Genomic DNA, 13,536 nt, shown 5'->3' with positions numbered 1-13,536 from the left:
GGGCCGATCGGCGCCGGCCTACACTGGCGGTTTTGGCAGACAAGGCGCTAGGCATGGATACCCGTCGCTGGCTGGAAACGCTGGTGGGCTTCGACACCACCAGCCGCAACTCCAATCTGGCTCTCATCGAAACGGCCCGCGATTGGCTGAAAGAACAGGGCGTGCAGGCCTGGCTGGCCCATAACGACGACCGCAGCAAGGCCAATCTGTTCGCCACGCTGCCCGCGCGGGATGGCGGCGAGCAGGGCGGCATCGTGTTGTCCGGCCATACCGACGTGGTGCCGGTGGACGGGCAGGATTGGACCGCCGACCCCTTCGTCCTGCGCGAACAAAGCGGCCGCCTGTACGGCCGCGGCGCCTGCGACATGAAGGGATTCATCGCGACGGCGCTGGCCATGGTGCCCGAATTCCTGTCCATGCCGCGCGCCAAGCCCTTGCATCTGGCCTTTTCCTTCGATGAGGAAGTCGGCTGCGCGGGCGCGCCCTATATGCTGGCGGACCTGCACGAGCGCGGCATACGGCCCGAAGGCTGCGTGGTGGGGGAACCGACCGGCATGCAGGTGGTGGTCGCGCACAAAGGCATCAATCTGTACCGTTGCCGCGTGCACGGCAAGGCCGCGCATTCGTCCCTGACGCCGCACGGCTGCAATGCGATCGAATACGCCGCCCGCCTGATCTGCCACATCCGCGACCTGGCCGACGCCTACAAGGCCAAGGGGCCGTACGACACGTTCTACGACGTACCCTTCAGCACCTTGACGACCAACCTGATCCGCGGCGGCATCGCCGTCAATACCATCCCGGAGGACTGCGAATTCGCCTACGAATTCCGCAATCTGCCCGGCATGGCCCCGGATGATATCCAGCGCGAGGTCCAGCACTACGTGGACGAGGTGCTATTGCCGCGCATGCGACAGGAATTCCCCGAGGCTCGCATCGACCTGGAACGCGGGCCCGCCGCGCCGGGGCTGGAGGCTTCCGAACAGGCGGCGATCACACAACTGGTGCGCGCCCTGACACGCGATACCGCCACACGCAAGGTGGCTTACGGCACGGAAGCAGGCCTGTTCCAGGGCATGGGCATTCCCACGGTGGTCTGCGGTCCGGGCCATATCGCGCAGGCGCACAAGCCGGACGAATATGTCGCCGTGGATCAGTTGGAGGCCTGCGCGGCCTTCCTGCGCCGCGTCGGCGAATCCATCTGACGGCGGGCCCGGCCAGGTCGCCGGCGCCGCCCGGCGGTGCGGCCGCCCAAGGCGCGCTTACGCCCGCCGGCGGCGGGGGGCGCGGCCCGGGCGCCGCCTGGGGCGAAGGATTGCCTGGCCTCAGGTAAAATAGCCGGTTGCTAAAAAGGTGGCGAACAGGGTGGTGAACAAGGTGGCTAAGCCTTACGATTTTCCGGATGCCCAGGGCCATTTCGGCCCCTACGGCGGCGTGTTCGTGGCGGAAACGCTCATGCACGCGCTCGACGAGTTGCGCGAGGCCTACGACAGGTGTCGTGTGGACCCGCAATTCATCGAGGAATTCAACTACGAGCTCAAGCATTTCGTCGGCCGCCCCAGCCCGGTCTACCACGCCCGCCGCTGGTCCAGCGAGCTGGGCGGCGCGCAGATCTGGTTCAAGCGCGAAGACCTGAACCACACCGGCGCCCACAAGATCAACAACTGCATCGGCCAGGCCCTGCTGGCGCGGCGCATGGGCAAGCCGCGCGTCATCGCCGAAACCGGCGCCGGCCAGCACGGCGTGGCCACCGCCACCGTGGCGGCCCGCTACGGCATGGAATGCATCGTCTACATGGGCAGCGAAGACATCCGCCGCCAGGCGTCCAACGTCTACCGCATGAAGCTGCTGGGCGCGACGGTGGTGCCCGTGGAATCCGGCTCGCGCACGCTCAAGGACGCCTTGAACGAAGCCATGCGCGACTGGGTCACCAACATCGGCAATACCTTCTACATCATCGGCACGGTGGCCGGGCCCGACCCGTATCCGCGCATGGTGCGCGATTTCCAGACCGTCATCGGCAAGGAATGCCTGTGGCAGATGCCGGAAGAAGCCGGCCGCCAACCCGACATCGTCGTCGCGGCGGTGGGCGGCGGCTCCAACGCCATGGGCATCTTCCATCCCTATATCCCCTACGAAAACGTCCAGTTGATCGGCGTGGAAGCCGCGGGTGAAGGCATGGACAGCGGCCGGCACGCGGCCTCGATCGCGGCGGGCCAGGTCGGCGTGCTGCACGGCAACCGCACCTATGTGATCCAGGACGCCAACGGCCAGGTGCAGGAAACGCATTCGGTCTCGGCCGGATTGGACTACCCCGGCGTCGGTCCCGAACACGCCTGGCTGCAGGACAGCGGCCGGGCTTCGTACGTAGGGGTGACGGACGACGACGCCCTCAAGGCTTTCCATGACTGCTGCCGCATCGAAGGCATCATGCCGGCGCTGGAGTCCTCGCACGCCATTGCCCACGCCGTGCGCATCGCGCCGACCTTGCCGCCGGACACCCATATCCTGGTCTGCCTGTCCGGACGCGGCGACAAGGATATGCACACCGTGGCCGAGCGCGCCGGGCTGACGCTGTAAACGATAGTGATAATGACAGCATGACCTCACGACAAGACCGTATCGCCGCCGCCTTCTCCCGCGCCCGCGGCGATAAGCGCGCGGCCCTGATTCCCTACGTGGCCGCCGGCGATCCCTCGCCCGCTTCCTGCGTGCCGCTGATGCATGCGCTGGTGCAGGCGGGCGCCGACGTCATCGAACTGGGCGTGCCGTTTTCGGACCCCATGGCCGACGGCCCCGTCATCCAGCGCGCCACCGAACGCGCCATCGCCCAGGGCATGAGCCTGCGCGGCGTGCTGGACGCGGTCCGGCAGTTCCGCGCCGACGACGATCGCACCCCGGTGGTGTTGATGGGATACGCCAATCCCATCGAACGCATGGGGCAGGCCGCCTTCGCCGACGCGGCGCATGCCGCCGGCGTGGACGGCGTGCTGGTGGTCGACTACCCGCCGGAAGAAGTGCAGGCTTTCGCCGATCTGCTGGGCGACAGGGGCATCGCGCCCATCTTCCTGCTGGCGCCTACCAGCACCGACGCGCGCATCCAGGCGGTCGGCAAGGTCGCGCGCGGCTATGCCTATTACGTTTCGCTGCGCGGCGTGACCGGCGCCGGCCATCTCGATACCGAAGATGTCGCCAAGCGGCTGGCCGATATCCGCCGCCACGTCCATATTCCCATCGGCGTGGGCTTCGGCATCCGCGACGCGGCCAGCGCGCGGCGGGTTGCCGAGGTGGCCGATGCGGTGGTTATCGGCAGCAAGCTTATCGAGACCATGGAACAGGCCGTCGCGGGCGCGACGGCCGATCGGCGCGACGAGGCCGCCATCGCGGCCGCTCGTGAATGGCTGGGCGGCATCCGCTCGGCATTGGACCAGGCCGGACCCGGCGCGGCCGCGGCCTGAGGCTGTCCGCGGCCCGCCGCGCATGCCTTCCTCCCCATCAGGACAAGAAACGAACAAATGAGCTGGATCGAAAAACTCCTGCCCCCGCGCATCAACAAGACCACCGAACCCAGCGCGCGCCGCGTGCCCGAGGGTTTGTGGGTCAAGTGTCCGGCTTGCGAATCGGTGCTGTACAACGAAGACCTGGCCGCGAACCTGCACGTCTGCCCCAAATGCGACCATCACATGCGCATTGGCGCACGCGCGCGCATCGATTCCCTGCTGGACCTGGAAGGCCGCGTGGAGATCGGACAGACCATCCGCTCCGTCGATACGCTGAAGTTCAAGGACAGCCGCAAGTACCCCGAGCGCATCCAGGAAGCCGTCAAGCAGACCGGCGAGACCGATGCGCTGGTCGTCGTCAGCGGCTCCATCCGCAGCGTGCCGGCGGTGGTGGCCTGCTTTGAGTTCGAGTTCATGGGCGGATCCATGGGCTCCGTCGTCGGCGAACGCTTCGCGCGCGGCGCGCAGGCGGCGCTGGACCAAAAGACCGGCTTCGTCTGCGTGGCGGCTTCCGGCGGTGCGCGCATGCAGGAAAGCCTGCTGTCGCTGATGCAGATGGCCAAGACCAACGCCATGCTGACCCGCCTGGCGTCCGCCGGACTGCCGTTTATCAGCGTGTTGACGGATCCCACGATGGGCGGGGTTTCCGCCAGCTTCGCCTTCATGGGCGACGTCGTCATCGCCGAGCCCAAGGCGCTTATCGGTTTTGCCGGCCCGCGGGTGATCGAACAGACCGTGCGCGAGAAGCTGCCCGAAGGGTTCCAGCGCGCCGAATTCCTGCTGCAGAAGGGCGCCGTGGATATGGTCGTCGACCGCCGCCAGCTGCGCGAGGAAATCGCCCGCCTGCTGGCGCTGCTGACACGGCAGTCGGCGGACGTCGTCGCGGCCTGATCGCGCGCCTTATCGGGGCGGCCGTATCGCTGTTTGTCGCGCTTCCTCGCCCTTTTTCGGTTCCGGGCAGCCCTCGCCGCGCTTTGTTCGGAGGGCGTCCGCCGGGAATGCCCGTCCCGCGCCACGGGATTGGTCGTCCTGGTGGAACACAGTTTCCCTCGCCGCCGTGGCGTTTCGGAACACATCCGCTTGGTCGGCATACGGATTTTCTGATAAGTTACAACGTCTTTTTGTTTCTTCTCATCGCTGGAGTTGCTCCAATGAACCGTGGTCATAAAAACAAAATCATTGCCGGCACGCTGACCGTCCTGGCAATGGCATGCGCGGCGCTTCCGGCGCAGGCACAGCAAGCGCGCAATAACGGCGGCGTAAGCGTGCAGATGGGCATCGGTGATAAGTACAACCGTAGCACCATCAACTACGAAACCGCGCCGCTGTGGAATTACGATTTCGGCGGCGGCTGGGGCCGGCTGGACCTGACCGGCGAACTGGGCGTGTCCTACTGGTGGGCGCACCAGGGCGCGCACCCCAGCAGCGCCTGGCAGCTCAACGCCATTCCCATGTTCCGCTGGTGGCTGACCGACCGCTTCTTCTTTGAAGGCGGCGTGGGCCCGACGGTCTTCAACAAGACGCGCTTCGCGGACAAGACCATCAGCACGGCCTTCCAGTTCGGCGACCATATCGGTTTCGGCTATCAGCTGACCGACTCCAGCCGTCTCAGCCTGCGGTATTCGCACTTCTCTAACGCCAGCATCAAGACCCCCAATCCGGGCCTGGATGTGACGCAGCTGACCTACACCTATCTGTTCTGATCTTTCCTGATCTGCCGCGTTCCGGCGCGTTGCGCCGGAACGGAAAAGGCTTGTACCGCGCGCAGCTTTGCGGCTGGCGCGGTACAAGCCTTTTGGCTTTCATGCGGTCAGGCCGGTCGGCCGTTGCCGACCGCGTGCGCGCGGCCGGCTTTCGGCGCCGGGCCTAACGGCCTTTGACGATGCCGTGGTCCAGGGCGTAGGTGCCGCCGCCTCGTCCGGCCATGTACAGCGCCAGCACGCCCATCAGCACCGGATACTCGATGCCCCGGTCTATCCACGGCCAGGTCGGGCCCAGCGCGTAGCTGATCGCCGCCATCTCGATGGCGAACAACAATGCCATCGCCCGCGTGCACAGCCCCAAGGCCAGCATCAGCGCGCCGCCGGTTTCCAGCAGCATGACCAGGAAGGCCAGCTGGGGCGCGAAAGGCAGCCCCATCGCCGTCCGGATCAGGTTGATCGAACCCGCCATGGGATCGGCCATCGATCCATGCGAGGCCCCCAGTGCCTTGGGCAGGCCGTGCGTGAACAGGACGATGGCGAAGGCCACGCGCAGCACGGCGTAGAGCATGGGCTCCCAGCCCGTCATGCGGGTATTGAAGTGCGCGAGACGTCCGCGCCAACCGGGCAGTTCCTTGGTATTCATGGCGGCTCCTTTGGGTGGTGGGTGGTCAGCTCGACTTATCCTGGCCCGCCTTGGGCGCGAGTCCCATCTTGGCCAGGGTCAGGGTTTCATCGGCTCGGCCCCAGCCGCCATCGGCGACTTCCTCGACCAGCACCATGGAATAGGGGCGGACGGCCTCGCCGAAGTACTCGACGAACATGGCCGTGGTGCGGTGAATGATTTCTTCCTTGCGGGCGTGGTCCAGAATCCCTTCCGGAAATTTGTAGTTGGCGAATGGCATGATGTTTTCCTCGAAAAGTTGGGAATGCGGCGGCGACGCCGCCGCCGGGTGAATCGACCGCCTTGCCGGCGCGAGGCCGGCATCGCGCGAGGGCGGGGGCCGGCAGGGAGCCACGAGTTCCGTGGCCCGCCTGGCGTCAGGCAAAGCCGCCGTTGGCGCGCAGGACCTGGGCGTTGACCCAGCCGCCATCCGGGCCGGCCAGGAAGGAGACCGCGCCGGCGATGTCTTCCGGCGTGCCCAGGCGCTGCAGGGGCGCCAGGTTGGCGATGTGCTCTATCTGCTCCGGCGTCTTGCCGTTCAGGAAGAGCTCCGTCCCGACGGGGCCGGGTGCGACGGCGTTGACCGTGATGCCGCGGCCGCGCAACTCGTTGGCCAGTACGCGCACCAGGCCCTCCACGCCGGCCTTGGACGCGATGTAGGGACCATAGGCAGGAAAGGACTTGGCGATGACGCTCGTGGACAGCGCGATGATGCGTCCGCCTTCGCCGACCTGCGCCGCGGCCTGGCTCAGGACCAGGAAAGCGCCGCGCAGGTTCGTGGCGATCACTTTGTCGAAATCGGGCAGCTTCTCGGTCGCGATGGGCGCCATGGGCATGATGCCGGCGCTGTTGACCACCACGTCGATGCGTCCGTAGGCCTTCCGCGTTTCGGCGAACAGGGCGGCCACGTCGTCGGGGCTGGCGACGTCGCCCCGTATGGCGATCGCTTTGCCGCCGGCCGCCTCGATGGCCGCGACCGTTTCGCCGGCCGCGGCGGCATTGCCGGCGTAATTCACGGCGACGGCAAAGCCGTCCGCCGCCAGCCGGACGGCGATGGCGCGGCCGATGCCGCGTGAACCACCGGTGACGATGGCGGCTTTCTCTGGTGTTGCGCTCATGGTGAATCTCCTTGTTATGTAGGGCGGCGCCCGATGGAGTACATTGTTCTTGTTTATCCTCCTGGGATAAATGCTCTTGGATTGCTATCTAAATTCAACCGACCACAATAATCTCCGTGGACCGCTTCGAATCCCTACAGCTTTTCACCCGCATCGTCGAATCCGGCAGCTTCAGCCAGGCGGCGGCATCCCTGGACATCCCGCGCGCGACCGCGACTCATGCCATCAAGGCCCTGGAGTCCCGCCTCGGTACGCGCCTGCTGGAGCGCACCACGCGCCACGTGCGGCCGACCCTGGACGGGCGGGCCTTCTACGAGCGTTGCGTGTCGGTGCTGAGCGAGCTGGACGACGCCGAGGCCTCGCTCCGGCACATCGCCTCCAATCCGCGCGGAATACTGCGCGTGGATATGCACGGCACCCATGCCACGCAGATCGTGCTGCCCGCCATCCCGGAATTCCGGGAAAGGTATCCGGGCATCGATCTGGTGGTAAGTAGCGGCGACCGCCTGGTCGACCTGGTCAGGGAAGGGGTGGATTGCGTCATCCGCGCGGGCACGCCGCGCGATTCGTCGCTGGTGGCCAGGCGCCTGGCGTTAATGCCGCAGGCGATCTGCGCCAGCCCGGAGTACCTGGCGCGGTTCGGCACGCCCACGCATCCCGACGATCTGGCCCAGCACCAGGCAGTGAAGTTCTTCTCCAGCAGCGGCGCTTCCGATTACCCGCTGGAACTGGTCATCGATGGCAAGGTGCAGGCGTTTACGCTGGACGGCTGGATGTCCGTCAACGATGCGGAAAATTATTACGTCTGCGGACTGCGTGGGTGCGGACTGATCCAGATCCCACGGTTCCATCTGGAAGACGCCCTGCGGGAGGGGCGGCTGGTGGAGGTGCTGGCCGACTGGCGCAGCCCGGACATGCCGCTGGCGGCGCTGTATCCGCATCATCGGCAGCTGTCGCCGCGGGTCCGTGTGTTCATCGATTGGCTGACCAAGTTGTACGAGGCGCGCTTCGGGCCTTTGCCTTAAGGCGGCGGTACAAAGCAAAAGGGCTGGCCCGACGGGGCAGCCCTTTTGTTCGTTCCACCAGCGTTTAGTGGCGCGTTTCAACCTGGACCAGCGGTGCCGACGACACCGGCGCCACGGGCTTGCGCTCGCGACCCAGGCGGACCGGCGTATGGCTGGCGGCCATGCGTTGCTGCGTCTGGGCGTGGCGGTCGGGGTCCGTTTCCACCCAGGTCAGGCCGGCGGCATTGACGACGTCCTGCAGGTTTTGCTTCGAACCCGACTGCGCGGGCGCCGGCGCGGCGCCGGTCACCTCGGTCGCGGCAGGGGCGGGCTCGGCCGCGGCCTGATGGTGGCGCTCGGCCGCCTCGGTCACGACCGTCCTGGCCGCATACGCGTCGCCGGTTTGCGGGGCGGCGTACGAAGGCGCGGCAGCGGGCTGCGCTTCCTGAGCCGGTGCCGGCTGCGCGGGTGCGGCTTCCTGGACAGGCGCCGGTGCCGGGGCAGCCACGGGTGCGTCGCCGCCAGGGCCACCGACAGGAGCCGCCGGCGCGGCATCGGCGGCCACGGACGGAGCCGCGGGCATCGAGGTGCTGACCGGCACGGGCTGCGCGGGCGCCTGCGGCGCGACGGGCGCCGAAGCGGGCACTTCCTGGCCGGCGACCGTTTCCACCGGCGCTACCGTGGGGATAGGCTGGGTAGCGGTGGCCGCGACCGGCTGAGGCGTCATCGAACCCGGCTGCACGGTCTGCACAGGCGTGGGCTGGGTAGCCGGCTGGGCCATGGGGGCCGTGCCGGCGGCGGACGGCTCGGCTTCGAACCGCGGACGCTGCTCGGGCTGGACCGGCGTGGCGACTTCCGACAGGGCGGCCTGGGCTTCCGATGCCAGGGCGTCCTCGCCTTCCGGCAGGGCCTCCTGGCCGGCTTCGCCGTTCACCCCGGTGCCGTCCTCGTTGGCGCGGCGGCCGCGGCGGCTGCGACGGCGGCGGCGCTTGCGCTCGGGATCGGCTCCCTCGGCGCCCACGCCTTGCTCGTCGGCGTCCAGGGACGTATCGGCGGCATTGTCGGCCGCCTCATCTGCGGCGTCCGGCGGTAGCGCGGCGGCCACCGTTTCAGCCAGGGCCGCGACCATGCTTTCCTGTTCGCTCATGGGCGCGTCGGCCTGATCTTCGCGGCGGCCACGTCCACGGCCGCGGCGTCCGCGATTGCCGCGGGCCGGCGTGGCTTCATCGGCGGCTTCCGGCGCCAGGGCGCGTTCGGGATGCGCCTGGGCCTGGGCGATGATCTCGCGATCGGCGCGCTGCTGGGCTTCCGCATTGCGGGCGGGGCGTTCGCCACGTTCCGCGCGTTCCGGACGGTCGCCGCGCTCGTTCCTTTCGGTGCGCTCACCGTCGCCGCGGCGGCCGCCGCGTACGTGATGGCGCAGGCCTTCGCCTTCGGCCGCTTCCGGCCGGGCTTCATGCCGGCGGTTGCGGTTGCGATCGGAGCCGTGGCGTTCGCCGCGGCGGTCCTGGCCGTCGTGGGTGCGGGACTTGGCGCGGGTGCCGGCGCGGCGGGTATCCGCCGGCTGGGCGGGCTCCGCCGCGGCGGGAGCGGCCTCGCCGCCGGTGAACCAGCCCACCAGGCGCTTGAACAAGCCCCCCAGGCCAGGCCCGGCGGGCGCCGCCGACGTGGCGGCCGCGGCGGGCGCGGGCGCGGCGGATACAGGCGCCGGCTGGGCCGGGGTGATGCCCTTGACCAGCGCTTCGGGACGGGCCTTGATTTCCTGTTCGCGCGGCGCCCAGGCGACTTCGGTGGCGGGCGCATCGGCCAGCTCGAAGCTGGTCTTTACTTCCTCCAGGCGCGGGTCGTCGTGGCGCAGCCGTTCGATGTGGTGATGCGGGGTTTCCAGGTGCTTGTTGGGAATCAGCACCAGGTTGACCTTCAGGCGGGCTTCCATCTTGGCGATGTCGGCGCGCTTTTCGTTCAGCAGGAAGGTCGCCACGTCCACCGGCACCTGCGCGTGCACGGCGGCGGTGTTTTCCTTCATGGCCTCTTCCTGCAGCAGGCGCAGGACATGCAGGGCGCTGGACTCGGCGTCGCGGATCACGCCGGTGCCGTTACAGCGCGGGCAGGTGATGTGGGAGCCTTCGTTCAGCGCCGGACGCAGGCGCTGGCGCGACAGTTCCATCAGCCCGAAGCGCGAGATCTTGCCCATCTGCACGCGCGCACGGTCGAAATGCAAGGCGTCGCGCAGGCGCTGTTCGACGGCGCGCTGGTTCTTGCCGTCTTCCATATCGATGAAATCGATGACGATCAGGCCGCCCAGATCGCGCAGGCGCAATTGGCGGGCGACTTCGTCGGCCGCTTCCTGATTGGTGCGCAGGGCGGTTTCCTCGATGTCCGCGCCGCGCGTGGAGCGCGCCGAGTTCACATCCACCGCCACCAGCGCTTCGGTATGGTCGATCACGATCGCGCCGCCGGAGGGCAGGGTCACCGTGCGCGAATACGCGGTTTCTATCTGATGTTCGATCTGGAAGCGCGAAAATAGCGGGACATCGTCGCGATAACGCTTTACGCGCTGGACGTTGTCCGGCATCACCACGCTCATGAACGCGGTGGCTTGATCGGCGATCTCGTCGGTATCTATCAGGATCTCGCCGATTTCAGGCGAGAAGTAGTCGCGGATCGCCCGGATGACCAGGCTGGATTCCAGGTAGATCAGGATGGGGGCGGAATTGTCGCGGGCGGCGCCGTCGATGGCCGTCCACAGCTGCATCAGGTAGGCAAGGTCCCACTGCAGTTCTTCGACGCTGCGGCCGATGCCCGCGGTGCGGGCAATGATGCTCATGCCCTGCGGCACCTGGAGCTGTTCCATGGTGTCGCGCAGTTCCTGCCGGTCTTCGCCTTCCACGCGCCGCGATACACCGCCGCCCCGTGGATTGTTGGGCATCAGGACCAGGTAGCGGCCGGCCAGGGAGATGAACGTGGTCAGGGCGGCGCCCTTGTTGCCGCGCTCTTCCTTTTCCACCTGGACGATCAGTTCCTGGCCTTCGCGCAGGGCGTCCTGGATGCGGGCCGTGCGTACGTCGACGCCTTCCTTGAAATAACTGCGGGCGATTTCCTTGAACGGCAGGAAACCATGGCGGTCTTCGCCGTAGTTGACGAAGCAGGCCTCGAGGCCTGGTTCGATGCGGGTGATGATGCCTTTATAGATGTTGCCTTTACGCTGTTCGCGGCCGGCGGTTTCGATGTCCAGATCGATAAGCTTTTGCCCATCGACAATGGCAACGCGCAACTCTTCAGGGTGCGTTGCATTGAACAACATGCGCTTCATGAGAGGGTTCTCCGTAGTCATGACACGCCGATATCGGCGCGTGACCTCGGGTCACCCGGGCTGCGGACTGCGGCAGAGCAAGCGTGCGGACGAACCTGAGCGCTGCCCAGGCCTGTCCGCGCCGGTCAGGCAGGCACTGCGTGCCAAATGGCACGTGGTTCGGTCAGCAGGGGAGTCAGGTTCACGAATTGTGGTTGACGAATAATTGCTGTGAACGACAGGCGCGGCAAAGGGGTACGGCGCGCGCCTGGTGCTTTAATACGACGGTATTGCTTGTTTGCTTCAGAGCCGCGCGCGGCATGCAACGGACCTGGCTGGGAACGCGTCAGGGAACTTGGCCTTCGCGTACTTGCCAGGGCGCGGTTGCGCCGGCGACCGGATGACCCCGAGGCTGAATCTGGCAGACGGTACAATAACGGCCTGCGCACCGGACGGAATCGTCCCCCGACGGAGTTGCTCAGGAAAGTGCATCTGAACGTGCATCTCTACGCCAGGCGGCCATTCAGCCCCACAATTCAGCCCCTTAAGGCTGTCCCGATTATATGCCGCTTTTCGCAATGCGCAAAGAAGACGCTTCCCACCTCCGCCGCAAGCCAAAAGAAGACTCCGCCCCGGCCCCTCCGGCTGTTCGGGCGGCCCCCGCCGTGCGATTGATAGAGATCGGGGAAGAGCAGAGCGGGCAGCGGCTGGACAACTTCCTGTTCCGCGTCTGCAAGGGCGTGCCGAAAAGCCATATCTACAAAGCGATCCGCGACGGCCAGGTCCGGGTGAATAAAGGCCGCATCGCCGTCGATCACCGGCTGGAGGCCGGCGATCTGGTGCGCGTGCCGCCGCTGCGCCTGCCGCAGCCCGGCGAAACCCGCGCCGTGCCGCCGGCCGAATTTCCCGTCGTCCACGAAGACGACGCCCTGCTGGTGATCGACAAACCCGCCGGCATTGCCGTGCATGGCGGCAGCGGCGTGGCGTTCGGCGTCATCGAACGCCTGCGCGCCGCCCGGCCCCAGGCGCCCATGCTGGAGCTGGCGCACCGGCTGGATCGGGAGACCTCCGGCCTGCTCATGGTGGCCAAGAAGCGCAGCGCCCTGCTCAGCCTGCACCGCATGCTGCGCGAAGGGCAGGGCAGCAAGCGCTACTACGCGCTGGTGTACGGGGACTGGGTCAACGACCGCCAGCACATCAAGCTGCCGCTCACCAAATGGACGACGGCATCCGGCGAGCGGCGTGTCCGCGTGGATCGTGACGGGCAGGCCGCCCATACCATCGTCACGCTGAAGCAGCGCTACGGCAAGTTCAGCCTGGTGGAGGCCGAGCTGCGCACCGGCCGCACGCACCAGATCCGCGTGCACCTGGCCTCCATGGGCTTTCCCATCGTGGGCGATGATAAGTATGGAGATGACGCCATCCGGCAGTCATTCGCCCGGAAAGGCTTCGCGCGCATGTTCCTGCACGCTCATCACCTGGCTATACCGCATCCCTTGACCGGGGATCCCCTGACGCTGGAGGCCCCATTGCCTCAAGCCTGTGTCGATATTCTGAAAGCACTGGAATCCGCCTGATATGTCTTATTCGCTGGTAGTGTTCGATTGGGATGGGACGCTGATGGACTCCACGCACAGCATCGTCGCGGCGATCCAGGCGGCTTGTCGCGACCTGGAGCTGCCGGTGCCGTCGGCCTCGCAAGCCAGCTGGGTCATCGGCCTTTCCCTGGAAAGCGCGCTGCGGCGCGCGGTGCCCGACCTGACCAATGCGATGCTGCCGCGCTTCCTGGAGCGATACCGCGTGCACTACCTATTGCGCGATCCTGAATTGAAGCTGTTCGACGGTATTCGCGAGTTGCTGGCTGAACTGGCCGACAAGGATGTTCGCATGGCGGTGGCGACGGGCAAGAGCCGGGTGGGGCTGAACCGTGCGCTGGCGGCCAGCGGGCTGGTGGATGCCTTCGACGTCACCCGCTGCGCCGACGAAACCTTCAGCAAGCCGAATCCGACCATGCTCTACGAGATCATGGAAGAGCTGGGCGTGCAGGGCGAACAGGTGGTGATGATCGGCGACACGTCGCACGATCTGCAGATGGCCGCCAATGCCAAGGTTCATGGCGTCGGCGTGACCTACGGCGCGCATTTGCGCGATGAGCTCGAAGCCCAGGCGCCGCAGGCGGTGATCGAGTCGGTGCCCGGTTTGCGGGAGTGGCTGCTGGCGCGCGTCGGCTGACCGCCATCCTGGAGGACGCTGCGCGC

The 13,536-nt window shown here is 67.0% G+C and carries 12 protein-coding genes; 8 read left to right on the top strand and 4 right to left on the bottom strand.

The window, feature by feature from the left end:
- The first annotated feature begins 53 nt into the window (after positions 1 to 53).
- The 5 genes from argE to ACNA0R_RS09440 all read left to right on the top strand — a co-directional run bounded on the left by argE (position 54) and on the right by ACNA0R_RS09440 (position 5,203).
- Complete coding sequence (argE, locus tag ACNA0R_RS09460; RefSeq protein WP_415825719.1) at positions 54 to 1,205, top strand: acetylornithine deacetylase; 1,152 nt, start codon at positions 54 to 56, stop codon at positions 1,203 to 1,205.
- A gap of 172 nt (positions 1,206 to 1,377) precedes the next feature.
- Positions 1,378 to 2,580, top strand: coding sequence for a tryptophan synthase subunit beta (gene trpB, locus ACNA0R_RS09455; RefSeq protein WP_415825718.1), 1,203 nt, complete (start codon positions 1,378 to 1,380; stop codon positions 2,578 to 2,580).
- A gap of 20 nt (positions 2,581 to 2,600) precedes the next feature.
- Positions 2,601 to 3,458 (top strand): tryptophan synthase subunit alpha, encoded by an 858-nt coding sequence (gene trpA, locus ACNA0R_RS09450; RefSeq protein ID WP_415825717.1) that lies wholly within the window; start codon positions 2,601 to 2,603, stop codon positions 3,456 to 3,458.
- A 57-nt stretch (positions 3,459 to 3,515) separates the two neighbouring features.
- Entirely contained in the window at positions 3,516 to 4,391 is an 876-nt protein-coding gene (gene accD, locus ACNA0R_RS09445; protein WP_415825716.1) for an acetyl-CoA carboxylase, carboxyltransferase subunit beta, read from the top strand.
- Positions 4,392 to 4,651: 260 nt separating this feature from the next.
- The gene (locus ACNA0R_RS09440) at positions 4,652 to 5,203 is read left to right on the top strand and encodes an acyloxyacyl hydrolase (protein ID WP_415825715.1); all 552 of its coding nucleotides are present in this window, start codon (positions 4,652 to 4,654) and stop codon (positions 5,201 to 5,203) included.
- 163 nt (positions 5,204 to 5,366) lie between these two features.
- On the opposite strand, the gene ACNA0R_RS09435 is transcribed toward ACNA0R_RS09440, so the two are convergent.
- The 3 genes from ACNA0R_RS09435 to ACNA0R_RS09425 all read right to left on the bottom strand — a co-directional run bounded on the left by ACNA0R_RS09435 (position 5,367) and on the right by ACNA0R_RS09425 (position 6,982).
- The gene (locus ACNA0R_RS09435) at positions 5,367 to 5,846 is read right to left on the bottom strand and encodes a DoxX family protein (protein ID WP_415825714.1); all 480 of its coding nucleotides are present in this window, start codon (positions 5,844 to 5,846) and stop codon (positions 5,367 to 5,369) included.
- Positions 5,847 to 5,871: 25 nt separating this feature from the next.
- On the bottom strand, positions 5,872 to 6,105 hold the full coding sequence (locus tag ACNA0R_RS09430; RefSeq protein WP_415825713.1) for a tautomerase family protein: 234 nt from the start codon (positions 6,103 to 6,105) through the stop codon (positions 5,872 to 5,874).
- 136 nt (positions 6,106 to 6,241) lie between these two features.
- Positions 6,242 to 6,982 (bottom strand): SDR family oxidoreductase, encoded by a 741-nt coding sequence (locus ACNA0R_RS09425; protein ID WP_415825712.1) that lies wholly within the window; start codon positions 6,980 to 6,982, stop codon positions 6,242 to 6,244.
- Between the two features lie 116 nt (positions 6,983 to 7,098).
- Here ACNA0R_RS09425 and ACNA0R_RS09420 point away from each other — a divergent pair, with 116 nt between their 5' ends.
- The gene (locus ACNA0R_RS09420) at positions 7,099 to 8,007 is read left to right on the top strand and encodes a LysR family transcriptional regulator (RefSeq protein WP_415825711.1); all 909 of its coding nucleotides are present in this window, start codon (positions 7,099 to 7,101) and stop codon (positions 8,005 to 8,007) included.
- Between the two features lie 64 nt (positions 8,008 to 8,071).
- On the opposite strand, the gene ACNA0R_RS09415 is transcribed toward ACNA0R_RS09420, so the two are convergent.
- The gene (locus tag ACNA0R_RS09415; RefSeq protein WP_415825710.1) at positions 8,072 to 11,299 is read right to left on the bottom strand and encodes a ribonuclease E/G; all 3,228 of its coding nucleotides are present in this window, start codon (positions 11,297 to 11,299) and stop codon (positions 8,072 to 8,074) included.
- Between the two features lie 542 nt (positions 11,300 to 11,841).
- Here ACNA0R_RS09415 and ACNA0R_RS09410 point away from each other — a divergent pair.
- Entirely contained in the window at positions 11,842 to 12,855 is a 1,014-nt protein-coding gene (locus ACNA0R_RS09410) for an RluA family pseudouridine synthase (protein WP_415825709.1), read from the top strand.
- Position 12,856: 1 nt separating this feature from the next.
- Positions 12,857 to 13,510 (top strand): HAD-IA family hydrolase, encoded by a 654-nt coding sequence (locus ACNA0R_RS09405; protein ID WP_415825708.1) that lies wholly within the window; start codon positions 12,857 to 12,859, stop codon positions 13,508 to 13,510.
- The last annotated feature ends 26 nt before the right edge of the window (positions 13,511 to 13,536 follow it).

This window comes from Bordetella sputigena (assembly GCF_965137885.1).
Taxonomy (GTDB): Bacteria; Pseudomonadota; Gammaproteobacteria; order Burkholderiales; family Burkholderiaceae_B; genus Bordetella_C; species Bordetella_C sputigena.
The sequence above is the reverse complement of the archived record's forward strand: the minus strand, read 5'-3'. Positions and strand labels throughout refer to the sequence as shown.

Bases quoted from the DNA above. Each gene is read 5' to 3' on its own strand.
- argE (WP_415825719.1), top strand. From the start codon at position 54: ATGGATACCCGTCGCTGGCTGGAAACGCTGGTGGGCTTCGACACCACC.
- ACNA0R_RS09410 (WP_415825709.1), top strand. From the start codon at position 11,842: ATGCCGCTTTTCGCAATGCGCAAAGAAGACGCTTCCCACCTCCGCCGC.
- ACNA0R_RS09440 (WP_415825715.1), top strand. From the start codon at position 4,652: ATGAACCGTGGTCATAAAAACAAAATCATTGCCGGCACGCTGACCGTC.
- trpA (WP_415825717.1), top strand. From the start codon at position 2,601: ATGACCTCACGACAAGACCGTATCGCCGCCGCCTTCTCCCGCGCCCGC.
- ACNA0R_RS09435 (WP_415825714.1), bottom strand. From the start codon at position 5,846: ATGAATACCAAGGAACTGCCCGGTTGGCGCGGACGTCTCGCGCACTTC.
- ACNA0R_RS09425 (WP_415825712.1), bottom strand. From the start codon at position 6,982: ATGAGCGCAACACCAGAGAAAGCCGCCATCGTCACCGGTGGTTCACGC.
- accD (WP_415825716.1), top strand. From the start codon at position 3,516: ATGAGCTGGATCGAAAAACTCCTGCCCCCGCGCATCAACAAGACCACC.
- ACNA0R_RS09430 (WP_415825713.1), bottom strand. From the start codon at position 6,105: ATGCCATTCGCCAACTACAAATTTCCGGAAGGGATTCTGGACCACGCC.
- ACNA0R_RS09405 (WP_415825708.1), top strand. From the start codon at position 12,857: ATGTCTTATTCGCTGGTAGTGTTCGATTGGGATGGGACGCTGATGGAC.
- ACNA0R_RS09415 (WP_415825710.1), bottom strand. From the start codon at position 11,299: ATGAAGCGCATGTTGTTCAATGCAACGCACCCTGAAGAGTTGCGCGTT.